Source organism: Mycobacteriales bacterium (genome assembly GCA_036497565.1).
Taxonomy (GTDB): Bacteria; Actinomycetota; Actinomycetes; order Mycobacteriales; family QHCD01; genus DASXJE01.
Genome location: DASXJE010000226.1, coordinates 1 through 21,574, shown reverse-complemented (window position 1 = coordinate 21,574; position 21,574 = coordinate 1). Strand labels below are relative to the sequence as shown.

Here is a 21,574-nt window from a genome sequence, read left to right as displayed (position 1 = left end):
ACGCGACTCTTGGCTCGACAGTCGACGGTCACGTGCACGGGCGGACCCTCGCGGGTCCATATGGTCGTGCGGGCCCTGCGGGCACGGCGATCGGGCGGGATCGACGCGAGCGGCGGGGGGAAGCATGGACATTCAGAACGGATCGGTCAGCAACTTCGGTTACATCGAGGCACGAACCGGCGACCGGCTGGTAGCGGTCTCCCTCGAGCAGGACCTGCTCCCGACGCAGGACCGCTCGGCCGCGGCGATCGAGGTCACCGCACGGATCGACCTGATGGCATCCGGTGACCTCATCGACGGACGCCGCCCGCGCCAGCTCAGCCGCCGGATCCGCGTGGCGGTCGTTCCCCACCCCGGGGACTACCTTGCGCTCAGCGGAGCGGAGAACGTCGTCTTCGTCGAGGTGGCCGACGTCACCGGCTCGCCGGACGACCAGGGCGGGATCCTGGTCTCCGCGTGTGCCCCCCGCCGGGATACCGGAACCATTCTCGCCCCGGGCGGGTGGGAACCGTCGCGCTCGTCCTATCCTGAAAAGACGGTCGCGAGAAAACTCCTGGCCGACATCGGGCGCACGGGTGATGTCTCGATCATCACCGTCACCGAATAGAGGGGCCGAGTGGCATGGGCTTTATGGACAAGGTCAAGGTGCAGGCCGATGCGCTCGCCCAGAAGGCACAGCAGGGAGTGGCCCAGGGCCAGGCGAAGCTCGACGAGATGCAGGCCAAGCGGCAGGCCGACGCGCTGTTGCGTGACGTCGGCGCCACCTACTACGCCGAGCAGCGCACCGGGGGCAGCCACGACGCCGTCGAGGCGGCGCTCGTGCGGGTCGACCAGCACGTGGCGATGAACGGAAAGATCGACACCACACCGACCGCGCAATCGAGCGGGGCGCACCCGGACACCGGTCCGGGACAGCCGGGGCCCGGTCAGCCGGGGCCGGCACAACCCGGTCCGAGCGCCGACGCGTAGCTAGCCGCGGGGCAGCCTGCCCATCAGGTGGAATTCCTCGTTAGGCGCCATGCCGGTCACCTGCGCCATCCGGTTGGACAGCGCGAACAACGCGGTGATCGCGCCGACGTCCCAGACGTCGTCCTCGTCGAGCCCGTGATCGCGCAGCCGGTCGAGGTCCGCCTCCTCGACGGTCTGCGGTGCCCCGGCCAGCTTGACGGCGAATTCGATGATCGCCCGCTGCCGGGGAGTCAGGTCGGCCCGTCGGTAGTCGATGGCCAGATAGTCGGCGAGCAGCGGGTCCTTCGCCCGGATGCGCAGCACCGCGCCGTGCGCGATCACGCAGTAGAGGCAATCGTTCACCGCGCTCGTCGCGACCACGATCATCTCCCGCTCCGCCGGGCTGAGTCCGCCGTCCCGCTCCATCAGGGCGTCGTGATAGGCGAAGAAGGCACGGAACTCCGCCGGACGGTGAGCCAGGGTCAGGAACACGTTGGGGACGAACCCGGACTTTTCCTGCACGGCCTCGATCCGCGCGCGGATATCGTCGGGCAGCTCCGCCAGGCGCGGCACCGGAAATCGGCTGACGGCGACCATGCCGTCATCTTTGCAGAACCCGAACCCGGCGCCGGGCTTCCGCACACACCGGAGGCCCACGATGAGCAGGTCGGCCGGACCCACGATCCGGCCCCCGACGGGAAGGACCGGTAATGCTGCCGAAAAGGATCATCGCGGTCGGAGTCGGCGCCCTCGTCGTCGCCGGCGGCGTGACGGTGGGCGGCGTGGCTGCCGCGGACAGCGCGACGTCGAGCACTCATTCGACATCCGCCAAGGGGTCCACCACGACCTCAACCACGACGTCCTCCCGCCACCACCGCCGGCACCCCCTCGCGCGGCGAGCGCTGCACGGCGACTTCGTCGTACGCGGCAAGGGCGGGAAGGACGTGACCGTCGACATGGTGCGCGGGAAGGTGACCGCGGTCAGCCCCACGTCCATCACCGTCGCCGCGCGGGACGGCTACTCCGCGACGTACGCCGTGACCTCGAAGACCCGGGTGCACGTCCGCGGGCAGAAGGGGAAGCAGTCGATCAATGTCGTCAAGACCGGCGACCGGGCCGGGGTCTTCGCCACGAAGGCCGGCACCGCACTCGATGCCAGGGCGGTCGTCGATCGCGGTCAGAAGTAGGCCCGCCCCCAGAGACCGTGGGGTCGGGCGGCACGCTCAGTGCCGCCCGGCCTCCGGCCACGGATGCGCTCCCGCCTCGTGCTCGGTATGCCCGGCCGGTTCGAGCTGGAAGGTGGAGTGCTCGACGTCGAAGTGCCCGGTCAGGCAGGCCTGCAGATGGTCGAGCACCTTCGGTGCCTCACCGTTGGCGAAGCAGGCGTCGGCGACGACGATGTGCGCCGAGATCGCGGGCAGGTCCGAGGTGACGGTCCACGCGTGGACGTCGTGCACTGCGGTGACCTCGGGCAGTTCCAGCAGGTGCTCGCGCAACTCGGGCAGGTTGACGTTGTCGGGGGCGGCTTCGAGCAGAACCCGGCCGGAAGCACCCAACAGCTGGGCGGCCGCCCGCACCATGAGCCCGACCACGATCAGCGACGCGATGGAGTCGGCCCGGGAGAAGCCGGTCGTCAGGATGACCACACCGGCGACGGCGGTGCCGATGAAGCCGTAGAGGTCGGTCAGGATGTGCTGGAACGCACCCTCGACATTCAGTGAGCTGCGGTTGGCCTTGGAGAGCACCCACGTCGCGACCACGTTGACCGCGATGCCGACGATCGCGATCACCAGCACGGGAAGCCCGGCGACGCTCGGCGGGTTGATGAGCCGCTGAATGGCTTCGAACGCCAGCAAGGCGGCGACCACCAGCAACGTGATCCCGTTGACCGCGGCGGAGAGGATCTCCACCCGCTTGAACCCGAACGTCCACGCACCACGGGCGGGCCGGGCGGCCAGCACCGCGGCGGCGATCGACGCTGCGATCGCGAAGGCGTCGGTGAGCATGTGGCCGGCGTCGGCCAGCAGGGCGAGGGAGCCGGAAAAGACGGCGACGACCACCTCGACCGCCATGAAGCCGAGGATCAGCGCCAGCGCGATGCTGAGGTAGCGACGATCACTCATCGGACGCTCCGCCCCTGACCGGCCGGGCCGGTCCGGCGTGATCGGTGTGGGTGAGGGCGACGTCGAGCAGCATGCGGACGTGTGCGTCGGCCAGCCGGTAGTACGCCATCCGTCCGGTCCGCCGGACCGCGACCACCCGATGCGCCCGCAGCAGCCGCAGGGCATGGGACGCGCTGGATTCGCTCTGCCCGGCGACTACAGCCAGGTCGCCCACGCACATCTCGTCGTCGCGCAGGGCCAGCAGCATCCGCAGCCGGCCCGGATCGGCGAGCAGCCCGAAGACGTCGGCGAGATCGAGCAACGAGTCCGGACCCGGTGCCGTCATCGCCTGAACATGTGATCCGTTCTTCACACGACCAGGGTAGCGCCCGACGAGCGTGGACCGCGCCGGAACCGATGGTCGGTCAGCCGACCGCCTTCTTTGCCGGCGGCCCCAGCTCCGGAGGCAGCGCCTGCAGGTTGGCGAGGGTCGCCGGGCTCTGCAGCTCCATCCACCGCACGACGTCGCGGAAGGGGACGCAGTAGGTATCCGGCTTGCCGCAGGTCTTCAGGGCGAACGCCGCGAGCGCGTTGGTGTAGGCGTTGTTGTTCCAAGCCTCGAAGTGGTTACCGAGGATCAGCGGCGCCCGATTGCCCTGGAAGGCTGCGTTGTACATGTTCGTGTAGGTCTGCGTGACCTGCTTGGCGTCCTGCGCCGACTTCGCCGGCGTCACGGTCTGGCTGACCTGCTCCTGGGTGTACCAGAAGTTGTAGTCCATCGTGATCTGGAAGTGGTTGGTGCCGGCCAGCGGGAACTCCGGCATGCCCATCTCCCAGATGCCATCCTGCTTGACCGGCCAGTAGAGCCCGCGGCGGGTGAAGCTCGAGTCGTAGGAGAAGTTATGCGCGCGCAGCGCCGGATACAGCGCCTCCGGGTGGCCCTCCAGGCAGGGGGTGCGCTCGCCGCGGATGGTGTCGAGCGGCACCTTCAGCGTCGGCGCCGACGGGAGCTGGTCATCGGTCTTGTAGTGCCGGACGATCCCGAAGAACTGGTCGAGCTCGTTGTTCCAGTCCGCGGTCGACCAGTCGTTACCGCCCGGTGGGTTGTCCGAGCAGAAGTGGCCGAGGAAGTGGGTCCCGATCTCGTCGCCGACGCTCCACGCGTAGTTGAGGTCCTTGATCTCCTGAAGTACCTCGGCCTGGGTGTTGAAGGTGCCCAGCGAGCTGTGCCCACGCAGGTGGCCGGGGCCCTTGTAGATGTCCTTGTGTGCCTCGTCGATGAGGTAGAGCCCGGACAGGAAGCCGGTGAAGCGCAACGGCACCTTCTTGGCGATGTTGTGCCAGAACGCCCATTTCTGGTCCCAGCCGACGCCGTCGAAGGACAGGACGACGAACTGCGGCGGCTTCTGACCGGGCTTCAGCTTCCTCGGCGTGAAGAATGCATTCGGATTGGCCGGGTTGGGGGGCTTCGGGCTCGGGCTCGGAGTGGCCTTCTTGCCGTGCCCGGTGCTGGGCGACGACGACGCCTTCAGCTTGCCCGGTGACCCGCCCTGTGAGGAGTTGTCGGCGGCCTGGGTGCATGCCGCCGCCATGGACAGCGCCGCCAGCAGGACTGCCAGTCCACGCCAACGGATCCGGTGAACACGGCGCTGCCCCATGCACCCACCCCCAACTCCACAGTGCAGTTGCTTCCTGTCCATCAGTAACCGTTCCACACTCAACACGAAAAACCGACCCTCGACACCCAATCGTTGATATTTGCCGAACAGCCGGAAAAGCGCACCGGAGTGGTCGGGGAGGGATGCCGATAACCGCCGGCCCGTGAGGACCGGCGGTCAGGAAAACACAGGGGCAGGGGAGGTTCAACCCCCGAGACGTCGTTCCAGGGTGTCGAGCTCGTCCCGGAGCGAGGAGGGGAGCCGGTCGCCGAAGGTGTCGAACCACTCGGCGATCATGGGCAGTTCGGCCCGCCATTCGTCCGGATCCACGGCCAGTGCGGCGGTCAGATCGGCCTCGGCCATCTCGAGTCCGTCGATGTCCAATTGACCGCGGGCCGGTACGTAGCCCACCGCCGTCTCGACGGCGTCCGCGGCACCCTCGATGCGCTCGACCGCCCACTTCAGCACCCGGCTGTTCTCGCCGAAGCCGGGCCAGAGGAATCGGCCGTCGGCTGCGCGGCGGAACCAGTTGACGTAGAAGATCCGGGGCAGCTTTGCGGCATCGGCCACCTTGCCGACCTCGAGCCAGTGGGAGAAGTAGTCGCCGCCGTGGTAGCCGAGGAACGGCAGCATCGCGAACGGGTCGCGCCGCACGACCCCGACCTGTCCGGTCGCGGCGGCGGTCGTCTCGCTGGACAGCGTCGCGCCCAGGAAAACGCCGTGTTGCCAGTCGCGGGCCTCCGTGACCAACGGAACGGTCGTCTTACGGCGCCCGCCGAAGAAGATCGCGGAGATCGGCACGCCCTCGGGGCTTTCCCACTCCGGCGCGATGGTCGGGCATTGCCCGGCGGGAGTGCAGAACCGGCTGTTGGGGTGGGACGACTTCTCGTCGGAGTCCGGGGTCCAGTCCTGCCGCTTCCAGCTGGTCAGGTGCGCAGGCGGCTGCTCGGTCATGCCCTCCCACCAGACGTCACCGTCGTCGGTGCGCGCGACGTTGGTGAAGATCGAGTTGCCCTTCACGATGGTGCGCATCGCGTTGGCATTGGTGTCGTAGCCGGTGCCGGGTGCGACACCGAAGAAGCCGTATTCCGGATTGACCGCGTAGAGCCGGCCGTCGTCACCGAAGCGCATCCAGGCGATGTCGTCGCCCACCGTCTCGACCCGCCAGCCGGGAATCGTCGGCTCGAGCATCGCGAGGTTGGTCTTGCCGCATGCGCTGGGGAAGGCCGCACAGATGTAGTGGACCGACCCGCTCGGGCTGATCAGCTTGAGGATCAGCATGTGCTCGGCGAGCCAACCCTCGTCCCGCGCCATCACACTGGCGATCCGCAGCGAGTAACACTTCTTGCCGAGTAGGGCATTGCCGCCGTAACCCGAGCCGTAGGACCAGATCGCCAGCTCGTCGGGGAAGTGCACGATGTATTTGGTGTCGTTGCACGGCCATGCGACGTCGGCCTGACCCGGCTCGAGCGGTGCGCCGACCGAATGCAGACAGGGCACCCACTGCCGTCCGGCGTCGATCTTCTCGAGCGCTGCGTCGCCCATCCGGGTCATGATGCGCATCGACACGGCGACGTAGGCCGAATCGGTGATCTCGATCCCGAGCTTGGAGTGCTCATCGTCCAGTGGGCCCATGCAGAACGGCACGACGTACATGGTCCGGCCGCGCATCGACCCGCGGAACAGACCGGTCAAGGTCTGCTTCATCTCCTCGGGGTCCCGCCAATTGTTCGTCGGACCGGCGTCGGCCTCGTCGCGGGAGCAGATGAAGGTGCGGTCCTCGACCCGCGCGACATCGGCGGGATCGGACGCGCACCAGAAGGAGTTGGGCTTCTTCGCCGGGTTGAGCCGCACAAACGTGCCGGCGTCGACGAGTTCGTCGGTCAGCCGGTCCCACTCGTCGACCGAGCCGTCACACCAATGCACCCGGTCGGGCTCGGTGAGCTCGGCTACCTCCTGCACCCAGGCGAGCACTCCCTTGTCGCGGGTGGGCGCCGAATCGAGTCCAGGGACGGTCACGGTCATCGTGCGAGCTCCTTCGCGGTCGTCGTTGACTGCGTAACTCCGACATGACCCCGGCCGGTCGGTGGCCGAGATCGGGAATTGCTGGAGATTGGCAGAGCCTAACGTGGCTGCAGGGTGACGTGCTGTCGAACCGGTCACATAGTGGCCGATATGTACCGATTCAGTCGTCCGACCGGCCCGGCGTCCACCCCTTGACGTAACTGGACAGTTACGTAACCTCCCTGGTACACATAGTCTCATGCAGGCGGCCCTCGAAGCGTTGGCGGACCCGACCCGGCGGCGATTGGTCGAGTTGATCGCTGCTGGCGAGCAGAGCGCGGGCCAGCTCGCGGCGGCGTTCGACATCAGCCGACCGGGCATCTCGCGGCATCTGCGCGTGCTCCGCGAAGCCGGCCTGGTGCAGGCCGAGCCGCGCGGTCAACAGCGGGTCTACAGCCTGCGCCCCGCGCCGCTGCGCGAACTCGATAGCTGGCTCGCCAGATACCGGCCGTTCTGGACCCAACGACTGGACGCACTCGGGACAGAGGTCGTCCGGGGCCGGCGCCGTTCCGAGCGGCGGACCTCCGCACCAACTCGGACCAGGGAGTCGCGATGAGCCGCCGGGACCCGCCGGAGGAAGACCTGATCGGCGTGCTCCGCCTGCACGACGATCGGCCGGCGGTCCGACTGGAACGCTCGTACGCCGCCGGCACCGCCGACCTGTGGTCCGCGCTGACCGAACCGGCCCGACTCGCACGATGGCTCGCCCGCGTCGAGGGCGACCTGCGGGTCGGCGGCGACTTCGTCGTGTATTTCGACGATGTGGATCCCAAACAGCAGTCGCGCGGCGCCGTGCGCGACTGCCGACCCACTGACCATCTGCAGGTGACCTGGCTCTTTCCCGATGAGGAAGAGTCGCAGGTGACCGTCGACCTGTATCCGTTGGGTGACGGGGCGACGGTGCTCGTCCTCGACCACCGTCGCCTGCCCGATTACGCAGCCGCCGGTTACGGCGCCGGGTGGCAGACCTACCTCGAACAGCTCGACACCGAGGTCGGCGGGCCGCCACATGCGCTCGCCTGGGATTCACGCTGGGCTCTTCTCCTGCCGGCTTACCGCACCCAGTTCGACGACCTCGACCGCAGTACCTGACTGCGTCGTCAGCGCGCGGTGACCGACGGGTCGTGTGCCCAGCCGAGCATGACTTCGGCCTTGCGGCAGTCGAAGAATCCCCGGGTGCCGCTGAGATCGCCCACGATCGGCACCTCGGGAAAGTATTCGCCGGCCAGTGCGAGCGACGGAGTCTCCGACGTCGTCCGCGGCGCCACCACGTAGAAGGTCTCGTGCCCGGTGAAGTCCGCCGACACGGCGAGCAGGCAGGCACGCGCCGCGGCATCCAGCGTCGTGTAGCCCCACAGCTGCTTGCTCTCGCCCTCGAACTGGCGGGTGCGGGTGGCAGCACCACGAGCCGGAACGACGGCGTGGAACCGTAGCGTCGAGATCGTCATCGACTCGTAGCGCCGCGCGAAGGAGTCGGCCTGCTCCTCGCAGATCCGTTTGGACAGGCTGTACGGATCCTCGTTGTAGGTGGGGTGCAACTCGTCGACCGGGAAGTAGTCGTAGCGGGGATTGCGGCTGTAGTAGCCGCCGATCGCGTTGATGCTCGACGCGAGACAGACCTTCGCGATCCCGAGCCGGGCCGCGACGCTCAGCGCGTTGTAGCTCCCTACGACGTTGTTGTTGTGCACCTCGTGGTCGGGATGGCCGTTCGGCGATGCATAGGCCGCGAGATGGATGAGCGCGGCGCTGTCCTGCACGGCATGCTCGAAGTCGTCGTACGACGTCACATCGGCGTCGACGTCGTCGAGTCGCGGGTGTGCTCGATCGGCGGTGGCCTCGGGCCGGTCGATGCCGACGACCGAGTGGCCGTCGCGCAGGGCGGCATCGACCACCGCCCTCCCGACGCGCCCGCGGGCTCCGGTCACCGCGATACGCATGCCTGGCTGCCCTCCCCGTCGGAGGAGTGCTCGCGTTCACTGCGAGCGCCGTAGACCGCCCGCTGCAGTCCGCGGATGTAGCCGACGGCAAAGAGCCGTCCGTAGGCCGAATAACCCGGCCGCTGGTTCGAGTCGCCCTCGACGGTCGGCACATGATCCGGCCGCAGCACTCCGTCGAAACCGATGTCGCGGTAGGCGCGGAGGCACTCCAGGAGATCGGTCTGCCCGTCGTCGTGCCAGGTCTCGACGAACTGCTCGGCGGTCCCGCGCACATCCCGCAGGTGGACGAAGAAGACCCGCGGACCGAAGCGGCGGATCACCGCCGGAATGTCGTCGGTCATCAGGGCGAAGTTGCCCTGGCAGAGCGTGGCCCCGTTCATCTCGCTGTCGACGAGATCGAACAATCGCTCGTAGTTCGGGACGCTTCTCATGATCCGCCCGACTCCCCGGATCGGGGAGACCGGCGGGTCGTCCGGATGCATTGCGAGCCGGACGTTCCAGCGCTCCGCCACCGGGATCACCCGCCGCAGGAAGTACTCGAGATTCGTCCACAGCTCGGCCTCACTGATCGGTCCGAGCGATGTCGGTGGCGCATCTTCCAGGAGCGCGCTGTCGAAGCCACTGACCAGCGAGCCGCCTCGGGAGGGGACATCCGTGCTGGTCCGTAGCCAGTTGAAGTCGGTCATCCACTCGTAGCACCACACCGGGATCCCGAGGCGGCCCATGTTCTCGATCAGCGTGCAGACGGTGTCGATCTCGTCGTCGCGTCCGGGCAGGCCCCGCTTCGCGTTGTTCAGCGGCGGTCTCGCCTCGATGACGGCGAGCGAGAAGCCGGCCATCTCGTACTTCTGCTTCAGCCGCAGCAGCGGGAGGTAGTCCCACGGCTCCTCACCCGGGGACAGGTCGTGATCGCCGGGAAGCCCTCCGACGGCCCATCCCACGCCGGCCTGCCTCATCAGTCGCCACAGATGTTGGTGGGCCGGATCCGGCGGCAGCATCTCGGCGATCTTGATCAAGGTCTCCCTCTCGTCAGCTCCACAGGCGATCGTGGCTCCGCTCGTCGTCCCAGTGCCCGGTGCTCTCGAAGAACACCGGATCCGCAGGGTCGAGGTGGTCACGGAACAGGTCCTCGTTGATTCCGGTGAATCCGAGGCCCGGTGCATCGGGCACGGTGATCGAGCCGTCGACGATGAGCGGATTCGGCAGACCATCGACCAACTCGCTCCACCGCGGCACGTCGACCGCGTGGTGCTCGAGCGCCAGGAAGTTCTGGGTCGCCGCAGCGGCGTGGACGCTGGCGAGCGTGGCGATGGGCGTCGCCGCCATGTGCAACGCCATCGGGATCCCGTGCTCCTCGGCGAGGTCTCCGACCCGCTTCGTCTCGAGCACACCCCCGGCTGTCGCCGGGTCGGGATGGATGACGTTGACCGCCCCACCCTCGATCAGCGGCCGGAAGTTCTCTGCGAGATAGATGTCCTCGCCGGTGCAGGTCGGTGTGGCGATCGCCGTGGTCAACTGCCGCCACTGGTCGGTGAACTGCCACGGAATGAGGTCCTCGAGCCAGGCGAGCGTGAACGGCTCGAGGGCGCGGCCGATCCGGATGCACGAATCCAGCGCGATGTGACCGAAGTGGTCCGCGGCGAGCGGGACGTCGTAGCCGACGATCGACCGGACCGCCGCTACGTAGTCGGCGAGATAGCTCACCCCGACGGCGGTCACCTGGATCCCGGTGAAACTGTGCATCACCGTCGTCGTCCGGCGTGCCTCGGCAGGGGCGATCAGTGCACCCGGAACATCCCACAGCAGGTTGATGCCGACGTCCATCTTGAGGAACTGGTAGCCCTCTTTCCGGCGGGCGAGCAGTCGTTGCCCGAGCTCGTCCGGGTTCTGACACGACGGGGTGTCGGCGTAGCAGAGGACGGTGTCCCGGAACCGTCCGCCGGCAAGGGCGTACGCCGGCACTCCGTAGGCCTTGCCGGCGAGGTCCATCAGCGCCATCTCGACCCCGCAGACACCGCCGGCCTGCCGCCCGTGATGGCCGAACTGCTTGATCTTGCGGAAGAGCTTGTCGACGTTGCAGGGGTTTTCGCCGACCAGCCGGCTCTTCAGCAGCAGGGCATAGGTCTTGCTGGCCTGATCCCGGACCTCGCCGTAGCCGGATATCCCCTGGTTGGTGTCGATCCGGACGATGCTCGACCGGAACGGTACGCCGACGAGGTTGGCGACCCGCAGATCGGTGATCCGCAGATCACGGGATCGCGAACTCGTGCTGACCTGGTCTTCGACGTTCGCCGGCACGCACTCTCCTCGCGGTTGCTCTCAATCGTCGTCGGTGCCCGCTAGCCGGCGGGATGTTGCTGGGACCGCCACCGCTGGAAGTCGTCCTCGATCGCCGTGGCCCAGGTGGGCACGTCGATCTCCGCGCTGGTGTAGACCCGCTCCGCCAACCGCAGCTTGCCGAACACGTCCCGGGTCCGCACGTCCGCGCTGCTGCTCACCACGTCCTGGGCGAGATGAGGCGGGATGAACGTCAGTCCGCTCGGCGTCCCGAGCACGACGTCTCCGGGCAGGACGGTCGCATTGCCGATCCGGATCGGGATGTTGATCCCGGCGAGGGTCACGTCGCGGATCGGCGTCGGGTCGACCCCGCGGAAGAAGATGTTGCCGTCGTGCAGTTCGGTCAGCCCCTGGTAGTCGCGGATGCCGCCGTCGATCACCGCGCCGGCACCGGTGCGGGAGATGACCGCCGTACCCAGGTTGTCCCCGACGACGGTGCCCTCGTAGATCTTGCCGAAGATGTCGACGACCATGACGTCACCGGGCTGCAGCCGTTCGATGATCCAGGAGTTCTGCCGGTCCGCCTCGACATGGTTTTCGCGAGCACCGGCGGCCACCACGGCGGCGTCGAGGTCGGGGCGGTGCGGGACGAACTGCGCAGTCACCGCCCGGCCGATGAGGATGTGCCCCGGATTGGTCTCCCGCCACTCGCCGGCGAACTGCCGCTCGAAGCGCTCCTTGAGCAGCACACTCCACGCCTGTTCGGTGGTGACCGAGCGCATCTCGTCGAGGACCTCGTCGGGGACGTGCGGCCGCCCGTCCGGGCCGCGCGCGCCCTTCCACGACGCGGTCAACTCCGCCAGGTCGTCGGGTGTCGGCGATATCCTCAGGTCCGAGCTCACGGGCGACACGGTCTCCAGCTTCTCGCCAAGATGTTTCGGCAAAGCTATGGCTCACATGTGTGAACGGTCAAGGTCACCGTCGATGCCGACTCCACCGTCGGTAACGGCTCGGCTCCCGGGGAGACTGCGTCCCATGGACACCCACGACAACCGCCTGTATCCCGAACTGGCCGGCATGGACCCCGAGGCGTTCACCGACTTCGGCGCCGGGCACCTGCCCGGCCTGCTTGGCCTGCAGATCGTGTCGGTCGACCGGGAACGCGTCACCGGACGCATCCCGGTGCGCCCGGATCTGCTCGCGCCCAACGGTTTCCTGCACGCCGGCACGGTCGTGAGCCTCGCCGACTCGCTCTGCGGCTACGGCGCCGTCGTCAACCTGCCGGCCGACGCGACCGGGTTCACGACGATCGAGTTGACCAGCAATTTTCTCGGGACGCTTCGGGTCGGTGCCCTACTCGGCGAGGCGACACCGGTGCACGTCGGACGGAGCACCCAGGTATGGGACGCGCAGGTCCGCGACGAGGAGTCCGGCCGGCGGCTCGCGGTCTTCCGGTGCACCCAGATGGTGCTCCGGGCGCGACAGTGACCGCCCGGGTCAGGACGCCTTGCTGACCGTCGACATGTTGAAGTCGCCGATGCGCAGCGCGGGCATCGCCGTACGGGTGAACCAGTCGTTCCACTCCCGGCACAGGGTGATCCCCGAACTGCCTACCTCGCCGATGCGTCCGAGCAGGCTGACCGGGCTCTCGTTGAACCGGAAGTTGTTGACCGCGCCGGTGACCTCTCCGTTCTCGACGAGATAGACACCGTCGCGGGTCAGGCCGGTGAGCAGGAGGGTCTGCGGATCGACCTCCCGGATGTACCACAGGCAGGTCAGGAGCAGTCCCCGCTCCGTACCGGCGACCATCTCCTCGAGCGAACGTCCACCGTCCGGTCCGTCGAGGATGAGGTTGTCGACGGCGGGCGTCGGGTTTCCGCCCGAACGGGACGCCCACCACCGGGGCCGCAGCAGGGAGGTCAGCACGCCGTCGCGGATCCAGTCGGTCGGGCCCACGGGCAGCCCGTTGTCGAAGATCGAGTCGGCAGCGTTCGACGACGTGGCGGCCACGAAGGGAGCGCACTCGAGGCCGGGCTCGGCCGGGTTGCTGCGCAGCGTCACCGGGAGGTCGGACAGCCGCTCACCGATGCGCGAGCCGCCGCCCTTCTTCGAGAAGACCGTGCGGCCCTCGTCGGCGTCCCGGGCCGCGGCCGACCAGTAGAGGTAGATCATCAGGTCGGCGACCGCCGACGGCGGCACGAGCGTCTCGTAGCGACCCGGCGGCAGATCGATCTGGCGCTGCGCCCAGCCGAGCCGGCGGGTCAGCTCGGCGTCGAGCCCGGCCACGTCGATGTCGGTGAAGTCCCGGGTGGCCCGCCCGACCCACGCGGAACGGCTGAAGTCCGGCGACTTGCCGTTGACCTCGAGGCGACCGGTCGGCTGATCGTGGCGAGCGCGCAGCCCGGTCGACACACCGAGATAGAGGGAGGTGATCGAGTGCTCGGCGAAGCCGAACAGCAACCGGTCGTCGGACCGGGCCCGGTCGAACGCCTCACCCAGAGCCGGGGCGAAGTCGGCGAACACCCGGATCGACGTCTCGTCCGGCGGCGCGTCCCACCCCGACGGCTCGACCAGCGGCTCGACCAACGGCTGGGCGTCTTCGGCCGGGCCGGCGTCGCGGGCGGCCTGTTCGGAGGCGCGGACCAGATCCTCGAGCAGGTCGGCGGTCACGGTGCTGCGCTCGACCACACCCGCCGCCGTACCGGAGGCTCCGTCGATGACGCTGAGCACGGCGATGCTGCGCGACCGCATCTCGCCGTTGGTGGTGAGCGTGTTGTTGGCCCAGCGCAGGTTGGTCTCCGACCGCTCCCCGACGACGACCATGCATCCGTCGGCCTTCGACGCGGCCAGCGCCCGCTCGACGGTGTCCTGCGGCGTGAGCGGCGCACTCATCGCGATGCCTCCCCGGTAAGGATGTCTCGGCTCGTCGCGGCGGTCCGGCTCATCGGCCGCCCTCCGTCACGGTGTTGAGGATGTTGATGCCCCGGAACAGTGCGGCGGGGCAGCCATGGCTCACTGCGGCGACCTGGCCGGGCTGCGCCTTCCCACAGTTGAACGCGCCACCGAGCACGTAGGTCTGCGGTCCGCCGACCGCCTCCATCGCACCCCAGAAGTCCGTCGTGGTGGCCTGGTAGGCGACGTCGCGCAGCTGCCCGGCGAGTTCGCCGTGCTCGATGCGGTAGAACCGCTGGCCGGTGAACTGGAAGTTGTAGCGCTGCATGTCGATGGACCACGACTTGTCGCCGATCACGTAGATCCCGCGCTCGACGCCGGCGATCAACTCGTTGGTCGATGGGCCGTTGGGCGCCGGCTGCAGCGAGACGTTGGCCATCCGCTGCACCGGGATGTGGCCCGGGGAATCGGCGAACGCGCAGCCGTTGGAACGCCCGAGACCCTTGAGCTTGGCCATCCGGCGGTCGAGTTGGTAGCCCGTGAGGATGCCGTCGTGGACGAGATCCCAGCGTTGACCGGCGACCCCCTCGTCGTCCCACCCGATCGTCGACAGGCCGTGCTCGGTGGTGCGGTCACCGACGACGTTCATCACCGGCGACCCGTATTGCAGGCTGCCGAGCTTGTCGAAGGTCGCGAACGACGTGCCGGCGTAGGCGGCCTCGTAACCGAGCGCGCGATCGAGCTCGGTGGCGTGCCCGATGGACTCGTGGATGGTCAGCCAGAGGTTGGACGGGTCGACGACGAGGTCGTAGGTGCCGGCCTCGACCGACGGCGCCTTGGTGCGCTCGGTGAGCAGCTCCGGGATACCGGCCAGCTCCGCGTCCCAGTCCCAGCCGGTCCCGGTCAGGTATTCATAGCCCCGGCCGACCGGCGGCGCGAGGGTGCGCATCGTCTCGAACGTGCCGTGGGCGGCGTCGACGGCCACAGCGGTGATGGCCGGATGCAGCCGCACCCGCTGCTGGGTGGTCACCGTGCCGGCGAGGTCGGCGTAGAACTTGCCTTCCAGCACCTGCGACAGCCGCGCGTCGACGTGGTCGACCCCGTCGGAGGCCAGCAGTCGTTCGGACCACTCGGCGAGCCGGCCGATCTTCTCGCTGTCGGGTACTGCGAACGGGTCGACGTCGTACGCCGAGATCCACCGGACGTCGTCATAGACCGGCTCGTCGGCCAGTTCCACCGGCTCGGAGTTGACCGCGGTGCTCACCCGGGCGACCTCGACGGCCTGCTCGGCGACCCGTACCGCCGCCTCCGGGGTGAGGTCGACTCCGGCGGCGAAGCCCCAGGTGCCGTTGTGCACGACCCGGACGGCGAAGCCGACCTGCTCACCGTCGCCGGCGCTCTCCAGCTTGGCGTCGCGGAGGCTGATGTCCTGGTTGCGGATCCGCTCGAACCGGAAGTCGGCATGGTCTACGCCGAGCTGACCTGCGCGCTCGAGCGCGGCCTCGGCGAGGCGACGCATCGGCAGGGCGAGGAAGGCCGGGTCGATCTCGGGCACAGTTGCCCTCCTTGAGGCGAGCGGAGCCGGTTTCTCGACCCTACCCGGCCTCGGGCGCGCCGATCTGACGCACCGGGCGTGCGATGATCGCGGCCGTGGTCGATGACCAGAGCAAGCCGGCATCGGGAAGCGGCAGCCGCGCGCGTGATCACATGGCCAACGAGCGCACGTACCTCGCCTGGCTGCGCACCGCGGTGAACGTGATGGTGCTCGGGTTGGCCATCGCGAAGTTCGGGAGCAAGGACCAGGCCGCGTCGATCGCCGCCGGCGGGATCGTCGTCGTGGTGGGTGCCGCCTTTCTCGCATACGGCACCCGGCGCTACCGGCAGGTCAACGTCCAGATCGAAGCCGGCGACTATCTGACCGACACCCATGGCAACGCCGCCGTCGTCGCCTCCGTCGTCCTGGTGCTGGCCACCTTCGCGGCGCTTCTGCTGCTGGTCACTGCGGGGAACTGAGCCGCGCCTGGACCCGCCCGGCACCGACTCCGGCCGGGTCGGAGAGTCGCCCGTTCTTGATGGTGAGTCGCCGCTTCGCCTGCCGGGCGATCGTGCTGTCGTGCGTCACGATGACCAGCGTCAGTCCGCGTTCCAGCCACAACGTGTCGAGGAGTTCGATGACCTCGTCGCGGGTGTCCTCGTCGAGGTTTCCGCTGGGTTCGTCGGCCAGGATGACCCGCGGCTCCTTCACCAGCGCCCGCGCGATCGAGACCCGTTGCTGTTGACCGCCGGAGAGCTCGGACGGCAGGTGCAGCGCCCGGTCGACGAGACCGACGGAGGCCAGCGCCTGCGTCGCCAGGTCACGCCGCTTGGCCGGGCGGACGCGGGTGGGCACGAGAGCGGTCTCGACGTTCTCCAGCGCGGTAAGGGTCGGGATCAGGTTGAAGCTCTGGAAGACGAACCCGATGGCGCGGGCCCGAACCTGGGTCAGCTTTCCCTCCGACATCTGGGCGAGGTCGGCTCCGTCGAGCACCACCCGTCCGGCCGTCGGACGGTCGAGCCCGCCGAGGATCGAAAGGAGCGTCGACTTCCCCCCGCCGGTCGGGCCCTGGATGACGACCTTCTCGCCGTCCTCGATGTCGAGCCGCACGTCGCGCAGGGCGTCGATGCTGCGGCGCTGTTGTTCGTAGCGCTTGGTCACGCCGTCGATCTGGTACATGCGCCTCTCCCGGCAGGTGGTGGTACGGCGGTCATTGGATCGTGCGGAATGCGGCGGCCGGGCGTAGCCGCGAGGCCCGCCAGCCACCGAGCGAGCCGGCGATCAGCCCGCCCGCGACGGCGAGGAGTACGGCGAGGAGCAGCGCGTCGAGAGTGATCGGCGTAGCGAGGTGGACGTCGACGGTGTGCAGCGCCTGTTGCGCCTGACCGAAGGGCCCGCCCCCACCGAAGCGCTGAGCTGCGCCGGCGGCCCGGGCAGTCCCGAGCGCCGAATTGCCGACGGTGGCCGACAGCGGGGGCGCGAAGGCCTTCACCAGCGCCGCACCGCCGAATCCCAGCGCGATACCGACGATGCCACCGAGGATGCACAGGGTGAGCGACTCGCCCATGACCTGGCCGACCACGCGCCGACTGCGCCAGCCGAGCGCCTTGAGCGTGCCGAACTCCGCGGTCCGCCGGGTGACCGCGGACAGGGTGAACAGACTGGCCATCAGGAACACCACGACCAGTACGGCGATCGAGAGCCACTTGCCGAGATTGTTCGCGAGGCCCGACGCACTCGACAACGAACCCGAGACCTGTCCGGCAAGATCGCTGGACGTACTGACGGTGGCCTTCGGAAGGACCTGCTGGATCGAGGACTTGATGCCCGACACCTGGCTCGCGTCCGCGGCCCGCACGTAGACCGTGTTGACCTTGCCCGACATCCCGGCGAGCGCCTGCGCCTGCGGGAGAGGTATGTAGACGTTCGCCGAGGTGGTGGCGCTCGACGTCGCGCGGACGACGCCGACGACGGTGAACGACTTCCCGGCGACGGTGACCTTCGAACCGACCTTCAGGCTCTTCTGCTTGGCGTAACTGCTGTCCAGCAGAGCTACCTTCTTGGTGGAGTCGGCCGCAGTGAGGAGACGACCGGATGTCGCGGTCGCCGAGGTCAATGGGCCGACCGCGTTCGACGTCGCATCGAGGCCCTCGACGCTGAACGAGTTGACGTTGAACGAACTCCGTCCCGAACTGCCCCCGCCGGTGGAGGCACCACCCTGCGGCGGGCCAGTGCCCCGCTGGCTCGGGCTGGGGATCGTTCCGGTGAACTGCAGGTCCGTCAGTGCGAGATCGCCGGAGGCGGCAGCGACGCCGTGCACCTTGCGCACCGTCGTCACCGTCGAGGCGCTCAACGCCGTCAGCCCCCGAGCCGTCAGCCGGTCGCGGCTGAGCCGCTGGGTGTTCCGGTTCTGCCCGCCGGGCGGGCCACCGAAGCCGAAGCGGCCGTCGGTCCCCGGCTGGGCTGCGGCCTGAGTGACCGTCGCATCCGTGCCTACGCCGTACAGCGAGTGCAGCACGGTCGCCTGAGCGGTGCGCACCCCGCTCGCCAGGGACGTGACGGTGAGCACCAGGCCGATCCCCACGGCCAATCCGATGGAGACGACCAGTGACTGGCGGCGACGTCGCCCCAGTTCCCGTCTGAGGTAGGTGAAGAACATGTCGTTCCTGCTTTCCGTCCGACCTGCTTCGGCTCTGCACCCGGGGACGACCCTCGGAATGCCCGACCGGCGAGAAGTCTCACAGTGCTTTCTGTGCGCTTCCTGTGAGCGACGTCCGACTCGGACGAGGCCGCAAATACTCAGCAAGGTCCCAACCAGCTATCAGGGATTCCACAGGAACGCGGTCTCTACTGAGGTGGAGACGATTGGGCAGATAGAAGGGTCGTGAGACGCGATGGACGATGCCGGGCAACACGGTGGTTCACCGGATCAGTGGACGGGCCGGCCGCAAACCGGCGCCTGGGTCGTACCACCCGGCCGGGCCGGTGGTGACTGGGTCCCCGGCGAGGCCTACTGGGTCCCCGGTCCTCCCCCCAAGCGGCGTCATCGCGTCCGCGGTCCGCTCGCACTCGGCGCCGCCGCGCTGATCGTGGCCGGCGTAGCCGCCGGCGCCGGTTTCGGTCACCTCGTCTGGCAGTCGCCCGGATCGTCGACCACCGCTCTGGGGAATGCCTCGACGGCACCGGCCACGGGCGGGTCGTCCGGCGGCGGGACCGGCAATGGCGGGCTCGGCAACGGCGGGCTCGGCAACGGCGGGCTCGGCAACGGCGGGCTCGGCAACGGCGGGCTCGGCAACGGCGGGCTCGGCAACGGCGGGCTCGGCAACGGCGGCTCCGGCGGGGGCGCTGGGCCCTACGGCCAGTTGCCCGGCGGCACCGGCCAGGGCGGCACCGGCCAGGGCGGCACCGGCCAGAGCGGCACCGGCCAGAGCGGCGGAAGCACCGAGGGCAGCGGCGGACCGTCCAACGTGTCCGCCATCGCCGGCAAGGTCTCCCCGGCGCTGGTCGACATCAACACCAGCCTCGGCTACCAGGGCGGCCGGGCGGCAGGCACCGGAATCGTGCTGACCTCCGACGGCGAGATCCTCACCAACAACCACGTGATCGACGGGGCCACCAAGATCAGCGTCACCGATGTCGGCAACGGCAAGACCTACGCCGCGACGGTGACCGGCTACGACAAGTCGCACGACATCGCCGTACTGCGGTTGACGAACGCGCACGGACTGACCACCGCGAAGATCGGCGACTCGTCGAAGGTCTCCGTCGGCCAGCCCGTTGTGGCGGTCGGCAATGCCGGCGGCACGGGCGGGACGCCGAGCAGCGCCGGCGGTTCGGTCATCGCGCTGCACCAGACGATCACCGCGAGCGATGAGGGCGGCGGCTCCAGCGAACAGCTGAGCAACGTGATCCAGATCAACGCCGACGTCGAGCCGGGTGACTCCGGCGGGTCGCTCGCCAACACCTCCGGAGAAGTGGTCGGCATCGACACCGCGGCGTCGTCGAGCCTGACGGCCCAGTCGAGCGCCAGTGGTTCGCAGGCCTTCGCCATCCCGATCGCCGACGCGACCTCGATTGCGGCCCAGATCGAATCCGGTCAGGCCTCGTCGAGCATCCACATCGGCACGACCGCCTTCCTCGGCGTCACCACCTCCGCGCCGTCGGACAACCCGTACGGTTCCGGGTCGGCGACGTCGGGCGCCCAGGTCAGCGGTGTCCTCGCCGGCGGCGCCGCAGCACAGGCGGGTCTCGCCGCCGGTGATGTGATCACCTCGGTGAACGGCCAGCCGGTCGACTCCGCCGAAGCGCTGAGCGCCGCGATCGCCGCGCACCACCCCGGCGACAAGATGACGGTCGCCTGGACCGACACCACAGGTCAGTCGCACAGCGCGACGGTCGTCCTCCGCAGTGGACCGCCTGCCTAGGTACAGTCCCCGCCTTACCGCCTCATGATCGTGATCGGATGAAGCCGCGAAACACCGACGGAATCCGATCACGATCATGAGGCTTGGCAGGGTTGGCAGGGTTGGCCTGCGAGCCACAACTGCACATCTGCACAACTGCACAACCGGAGAACTGCACAACTGCAGCAATGCAGAGATGACCTGCCGTTCTCCCCTTGACGGGTGACTCTGCGTCGGTAAGTTGCCTCCTAACTTTCTGGGAACTGCCTAGACAGTTAGGAGCCGGTCATCGGCGGACCACACGCCTTGCGAGCGATGAACGAGCGGGCGGCGCTGGAAACACTGCTCCGACTCGGCCCGCTCTCGCGGGACGAACTCGATCGGTCGATCGGCCTGTCGAAGCCCGCCGCGGCCGACCTGCTTCGTCGCCTCGAGGTCTCCGGCCTGGTCTGCCGGAGCGGGCTGAAGCCGGTCAGCGGCCCCGGCCCGCAGGCGCAACTCTGGTCGGCGAACGTTCGAGCCGGCTACGCCGCCGGGATCAGTGTCGGCGCCAACTCCGTCTCCGTCGCGATCGCCGACCTCGGCGACGACGTCGTGGCCGCGGATCGCCGGCCCCTTCGGGCAACCCACCACGACCCTGTCGACGTCGTCCGCGCCGCGGTCACAAGGGCGGCGGAAACCGCGGCGCTCTCGCTCGACGACCTGGCGCACACCGTCGTCGGCATCCAGGGTTCGGTCGACCCGTCGACGGGTCACCTCGAATACGCGATGCACCTGCCTTGGTGGCAGGGCTTCGACGTCGAGCAGCATCTCAGCGATGCGCTCGGCGGTCCGGTGACTGTGGAGAACGACGTGAACCTCGTGACGATCGACGAGGTGGCCACGGGCAGCGGCCGCAACCGTCGCGACGTGATCCTGCTCTGGATGAGCCATGGCGTGGCGGTGGCTTCGATCGTCGACGGCCGCTTGGTTCGCGGCGGCCGCGGCGGCGCCGGCGAGATCGACCACCTGCGCATCCCGACGGGGACGGGCCCGCCCGAACCGATCGCCGCCCTCCTGACCAACCATGCGGTGACGACGCTCGCTCAGCGTTTCGGGGCATCCGGATCGACCGTCGCGTCGACGGTACGACGCGCCGTCCGGACAAGCCCGCAGTTCGTGGACGCCCTCGCCGGGCGGGTCGCCGCTGCCGCGGTAGGAGCAGTCGCGTTGCTCGACCCGGAACTCGTGATCCTCGCCGGCGACGTCGCCGTAGCCGCCGGCGAACCGTTGGCCGCGAGGACGGAAAACCTGCTGCACGAGACGCTGGCCCACCGCCCGCAGGTCGCTGTTGCGGGCGGGACGACCGACTCCGTCCGACAGGGCGCGCTGCATGCCGCGGTGCGGATCGCCCGGGAGCGCGTCTTCGGAAGGGGAGTGGCGGTACCCGGCGGGCACATCCCCTTCTCACTCGCGGCACCGGACCGGAGAAAGGACAGGATGCGTGCGTAGGCAGGTAGGCATTGCCGCAGGTCTCTGTCTGATATTGGCCGTGGCAGGTTGCGGGCTCCGTCATACGTCACGAGTCGGGTCGCGCACGCTCGAGGTCGCACTCGCGCAGCCGCCCGACAAACTCGATCCCACCTTCGCCGGCACACAGGGCGGCCGCACCGTCTTCACCGCGATGTGCCAGAAGCTCTACGACCTCAACTCCTCCGACAAGGTCGTCCCCCAGCTCGCAGCTGCCCTCCCGCGCATCAGCGACCACGGCCTCACCTAC

23 protein-coding genes are annotated in these 21,574 nt (G+C 68.8%); 10 read left to right on the top strand and 13 right to left on the bottom strand.

The genetic code is table 11. The features are described from left to right. The first annotated feature begins 124 nt into the window (after positions 1-124). Complete coding sequence (locus VGH85_18270; GenBank protein HEY2175755.1) at positions 125-607, top strand: hypothetical protein; 483 nt, start codon at positions 125-127, stop codon at positions 605-607. A gap of 23 nt (positions 608-630) precedes the next feature. Further along, positions 631-969 carry a hypothetical protein gene (locus VGH85_18265; protein HEY2175754.1) on the top strand — a complete coding sequence of 113 codons (339 nt, stop codon included), beginning with the start codon at positions 631-633 and terminating at the stop codon, positions 967-969. Here the strand turns inward: VGH85_18265 and VGH85_18260 are convergent, their stop codons facing one another. Next, complete coding sequence (locus VGH85_18260) at positions 970-1,545, bottom strand: peroxidase-related enzyme (protein HEY2175753.1); 576 nt, start codon at positions 1,543-1,545, stop codon at positions 970-972. 113 nt (positions 1,546-1,658) lie between these two features. Between VGH85_18260 and VGH85_18255 the strand changes: the two genes are divergently transcribed. Continuing rightward, positions 1,659-2,135, top strand: a complete 477-nt coding sequence (locus VGH85_18255) for a hypothetical protein (protein HEY2175752.1) — start codon at positions 1,659-1,661, stop codon at positions 2,133-2,135. Positions 2,136-2,171: 36 nt separating this feature from the next. Here the strand turns inward: VGH85_18255 and VGH85_18250 are convergent, their stop codons facing one another. From VGH85_18250 to VGH85_18235, 4 genes are all read right to left on the bottom strand, one after another. Beyond that, positions 2,172-3,071: a cation diffusion facilitator family transporter gene (locus VGH85_18250; protein HEY2175751.1), complete on the bottom strand. Its 900-nt coding sequence runs from the start codon at positions 3,069-3,071 to the stop codon at positions 2,172-2,174. Next, positions 3,064-3,396: a metalloregulator ArsR/SmtB family transcription factor gene (locus VGH85_18245; GenBank protein HEY2175750.1), complete on the bottom strand. Its 333-nt coding sequence runs from the start codon at positions 3,394-3,396 to the stop codon at positions 3,064-3,066. The genes VGH85_18250 and VGH85_18245 overlap by 8 nt, the downstream gene beginning before the upstream one ends. 79 nt (positions 3,397-3,475) lie before the next feature. Further along, positions 3,476-4,708 (bottom strand): polysaccharide deacetylase, encoded by a 1,233-nt coding sequence (locus VGH85_18240; GenBank protein HEY2175749.1) that lies wholly within the window; start codon positions 4,706-4,708, stop codon positions 3,476-3,478. A gap of 204 nt (positions 4,709-4,912) precedes the next feature. Further along, entirely contained in the window at positions 4,913-6,733 is a 1,821-nt protein-coding gene (locus tag VGH85_18235) for a phosphoenolpyruvate carboxykinase (GTP) (protein ID HEY2175748.1), read from the bottom strand. Between the two features lie 238 nt (positions 6,734-6,971). Here VGH85_18235 and VGH85_18230 point away from each other — a divergent pair, with 238 nt between their 5' ends. Together VGH85_18230 and VGH85_18225 are read left to right on the top strand one after the other, a co-directional pair. Next, a complete protein-coding gene (locus tag VGH85_18230; GenBank protein HEY2175747.1) occupies positions 6,972-7,328 on the top strand; it encodes a metalloregulator ArsR/SmtB family transcription factor in 357 nt (118 codons plus the stop codon). Next, a complete protein-coding gene (locus tag VGH85_18225) occupies positions 7,325-7,864 on the top strand; it encodes an SRPBCC family protein (GenBank protein HEY2175746.1) in 540 nt (179 codons plus the stop codon). Before VGH85_18230 ends, VGH85_18225 begins: the two co-directional genes overlap by 4 nt. An 8-nt stretch (positions 7,865-7,872) precedes the next feature. Here the strand turns inward: VGH85_18225 and VGH85_18220 are convergent, their stop codons facing one another. From VGH85_18220 to VGH85_18205, 4 genes are read right to left on the bottom strand one after another with little or no spacing between them, the layout of a single operon-like run. Beyond that, positions 7,873-8,709, bottom strand: a complete 837-nt coding sequence (locus tag VGH85_18220; protein HEY2175745.1) for an NAD(P)-dependent oxidoreductase — start codon at positions 8,707-8,709, stop codon at positions 7,873-7,875. Continuing rightward, positions 8,694-9,725 carry a mannonate dehydratase gene (locus VGH85_18215; protein HEY2175744.1) on the bottom strand — a complete coding sequence of 344 codons (1,032 nt, stop codon included), beginning with the start codon at positions 9,723-9,725 and terminating at the stop codon, positions 8,694-8,696. The genes VGH85_18220 and VGH85_18215 overlap by 16 nt, the downstream gene beginning before the upstream one ends. 13 nt (positions 9,726-9,738) lie before the next feature. Next, positions 9,739-11,007, bottom strand: coding sequence for a mandelate racemase/muconate lactonizing enzyme family protein (locus VGH85_18210; GenBank protein ID HEY2175743.1), 1,269 nt, complete (start codon positions 11,005-11,007; stop codon positions 9,739-9,741). Positions 11,008-11,048: 41 nt separating this feature from the next. Then, on the bottom strand, positions 11,049-11,888 hold the full coding sequence (locus tag VGH85_18205) for a hypothetical protein (protein HEY2175742.1): 840 nt from the start codon (positions 11,886-11,888) through the stop codon (positions 11,049-11,051). Between the two features lie 133 nt (positions 11,889-12,021). Between VGH85_18205 and VGH85_18200 the strand changes: the two genes are divergently transcribed. Next, positions 12,022-12,474, top strand: a complete 453-nt coding sequence (locus VGH85_18200) for a PaaI family thioesterase (protein ID HEY2175741.1) — start codon at positions 12,022-12,024, stop codon at positions 12,472-12,474. Between the two features lie 9 nt (positions 12,475-12,483). On the opposite strand, the gene VGH85_18195 is transcribed toward VGH85_18200, so the two are convergent. Both VGH85_18195 and VGH85_18190 read right to left on the bottom strand, forming a co-directional pair. Further along, entirely contained in the window at positions 12,484-13,878 is a 1,395-nt protein-coding gene (locus VGH85_18195) for a TldD/PmbA family protein (protein HEY2175740.1), read from the bottom strand. A 49-nt stretch (positions 13,879-13,927) separates the two neighbouring features. Further along, the gene (locus VGH85_18190; GenBank protein ID HEY2175739.1) at positions 13,928-15,397 is read right to left on the bottom strand and encodes a TldD/PmbA family protein; all 1,470 of its coding nucleotides are present in this window, start codon (positions 15,395-15,397) and stop codon (positions 13,928-13,930) included. A gap of 131 nt (positions 15,398-15,528) precedes the next feature. Between VGH85_18190 and VGH85_18185 the strand changes: the two genes are divergently transcribed. Then, positions 15,529-15,891, top strand: coding sequence for a DUF202 domain-containing protein (locus VGH85_18185; protein ID HEY2175738.1), 363 nt, complete (start codon positions 15,529-15,531; stop codon positions 15,889-15,891). Here VGH85_18185 and VGH85_18180 read toward each other — a convergent pair. Both VGH85_18180 and VGH85_18175 read right to left on the bottom strand, forming a co-directional pair. Next, the gene (locus tag VGH85_18180) at positions 15,875-16,591 is read right to left on the bottom strand and encodes an ABC transporter ATP-binding protein (protein ID HEY2175737.1); all 717 of its coding nucleotides are present in this window, start codon (positions 16,589-16,591) and stop codon (positions 15,875-15,877) included. The two genes, VGH85_18185 and VGH85_18180, sit on opposite strands and share 17 nt — an antisense overlap. Before the next feature lie 31 nt (positions 16,592-16,622). Next, entirely contained in the window at positions 16,623-18,071 is a 1,449-nt protein-coding gene (locus VGH85_18175) for an ABC transporter permease (GenBank protein HEY2175736.1), read from the bottom strand. A 235-nt stretch (positions 18,072-18,306) separates the two neighbouring features. Between VGH85_18175 and VGH85_18170 the strand changes: the two genes are divergently transcribed. The 3 genes from VGH85_18170 to VGH85_18160 form a co-directional block, all read left to right on the top strand. Then, a complete protein-coding gene (locus VGH85_18170; protein ID HEY2175735.1) occupies positions 18,307-19,836 on the top strand; it encodes a trypsin-like peptidase domain-containing protein in 1,530 nt (509 codons plus the stop codon). Between the two features lie 294 nt (positions 19,837-20,130). Then, positions 20,131-21,306: an ROK family transcriptional regulator gene (locus tag VGH85_18165; GenBank protein ID HEY2175734.1), complete on the top strand. Its 1,176-nt coding sequence runs from the start codon at positions 20,131-20,133 to the stop codon at positions 21,304-21,306. 40 nt (positions 21,307-21,346) lie between these two features. Beyond that, a partial coding sequence (locus VGH85_18160; protein ID HEY2175733.1) for a hypothetical protein occupies positions 21,347-21,574 on the top strand: 228 nt, incomplete at its 3' end.

Excerpts from the sequence above, each read along its gene's own strand:
- VGH85_18180 (HEY2175737.1), bottom strand. The coding sequence starts at position 16,591 with ATGTACCAGATCGACGGCGTGACCAAGCGCTACGAACAACAGCGCCGC.
- VGH85_18270 (HEY2175755.1), top strand. The coding sequence starts at position 125 with ATGGACATTCAGAACGGATCGGTCAGCAACTTCGGTTACATCGAGGCA.
- VGH85_18245 (HEY2175750.1), bottom strand. The coding sequence starts at position 3,396 with ATGACGGCACCGGGTCCGGACTCGTTGCTCGATCTCGCCGACGTCTTC.
- VGH85_18225 (HEY2175746.1), top strand. The coding sequence starts at position 7,325 with ATGAGCCGCCGGGACCCGCCGGAGGAAGACCTGATCGGCGTGCTCCGC.
- VGH85_18230 (HEY2175747.1), top strand. The coding sequence starts at position 6,972 with ATGCAGGCGGCCCTCGAAGCGTTGGCGGACCCGACCCGGCGGCGATTG.
- VGH85_18250 (HEY2175751.1), bottom strand. The coding sequence starts at position 3,071 with ATGAGTGATCGTCGCTACCTCAGCATCGCGCTGGCGCTGATCCTCGGC.
- VGH85_18175 (HEY2175736.1), bottom strand. The coding sequence starts at position 18,071 with ATGTTCTTCACCTACCTCAGACGGGAACTGGGGCGACGTCGCCGCCAG.
- VGH85_18195 (HEY2175740.1), bottom strand. The coding sequence starts at position 13,878 with ATGAGTGCGCCGCTCACGCCGCAGGACACCGTCGAGCGGGCGCTGGCC.
- VGH85_18220 (HEY2175745.1), bottom strand. The coding sequence starts at position 8,709 with ATGCGTATCGCGGTGACCGGAGCCCGCGGGCGCGTCGGGAGGGCGGTG.
- VGH85_18190 (HEY2175739.1), bottom strand. The coding sequence starts at position 15,397 with ATGCGTCGCCTCGCCGAGGCCGCGCTCGAGCGCGCAGGTCAGCTCGGC.
- VGH85_18165 (HEY2175734.1), top strand. The coding sequence starts at position 20,131 with ATGAACGAGCGGGCGGCGCTGGAAACACTGCTCCGACTCGGCCCGCTC.
- VGH85_18265 (HEY2175754.1), top strand. The coding sequence starts at position 631 with ATGGACAAGGTCAAGGTGCAGGCCGATGCGCTCGCCCAGAAGGCACAG.
- VGH85_18200 (HEY2175741.1), top strand. The coding sequence starts at position 12,022 with ATGGACACCCACGACAACCGCCTGTATCCCGAACTGGCCGGCATGGAC.
- VGH85_18240 (HEY2175749.1), bottom strand. The coding sequence starts at position 4,708 with ATGGGGCAGCGCCGTGTTCACCGGATCCGTTGGCGTGGACTGGCAGTC.
- VGH85_18260 (HEY2175753.1), bottom strand. The coding sequence starts at position 1,545 with ATGGTCGCCGTCAGCCGATTTCCGGTGCCGCGCCTGGCGGAGCTGCCC.
- VGH85_18170 (HEY2175735.1), top strand. The coding sequence starts at position 18,307 with ATGGACGATGCCGGGCAACACGGTGGTTCACCGGATCAGTGGACGGGC.
- VGH85_18235 (HEY2175748.1), bottom strand. The coding sequence starts at position 6,733 with ATGACCGTGACCGTCCCTGGACTCGATTCGGCGCCCACCCGCGACAAG.
- VGH85_18255 (HEY2175752.1), top strand. The coding sequence starts at position 1,659 with ATGCTGCCGAAAAGGATCATCGCGGTCGGAGTCGGCGCCCTCGTCGTC.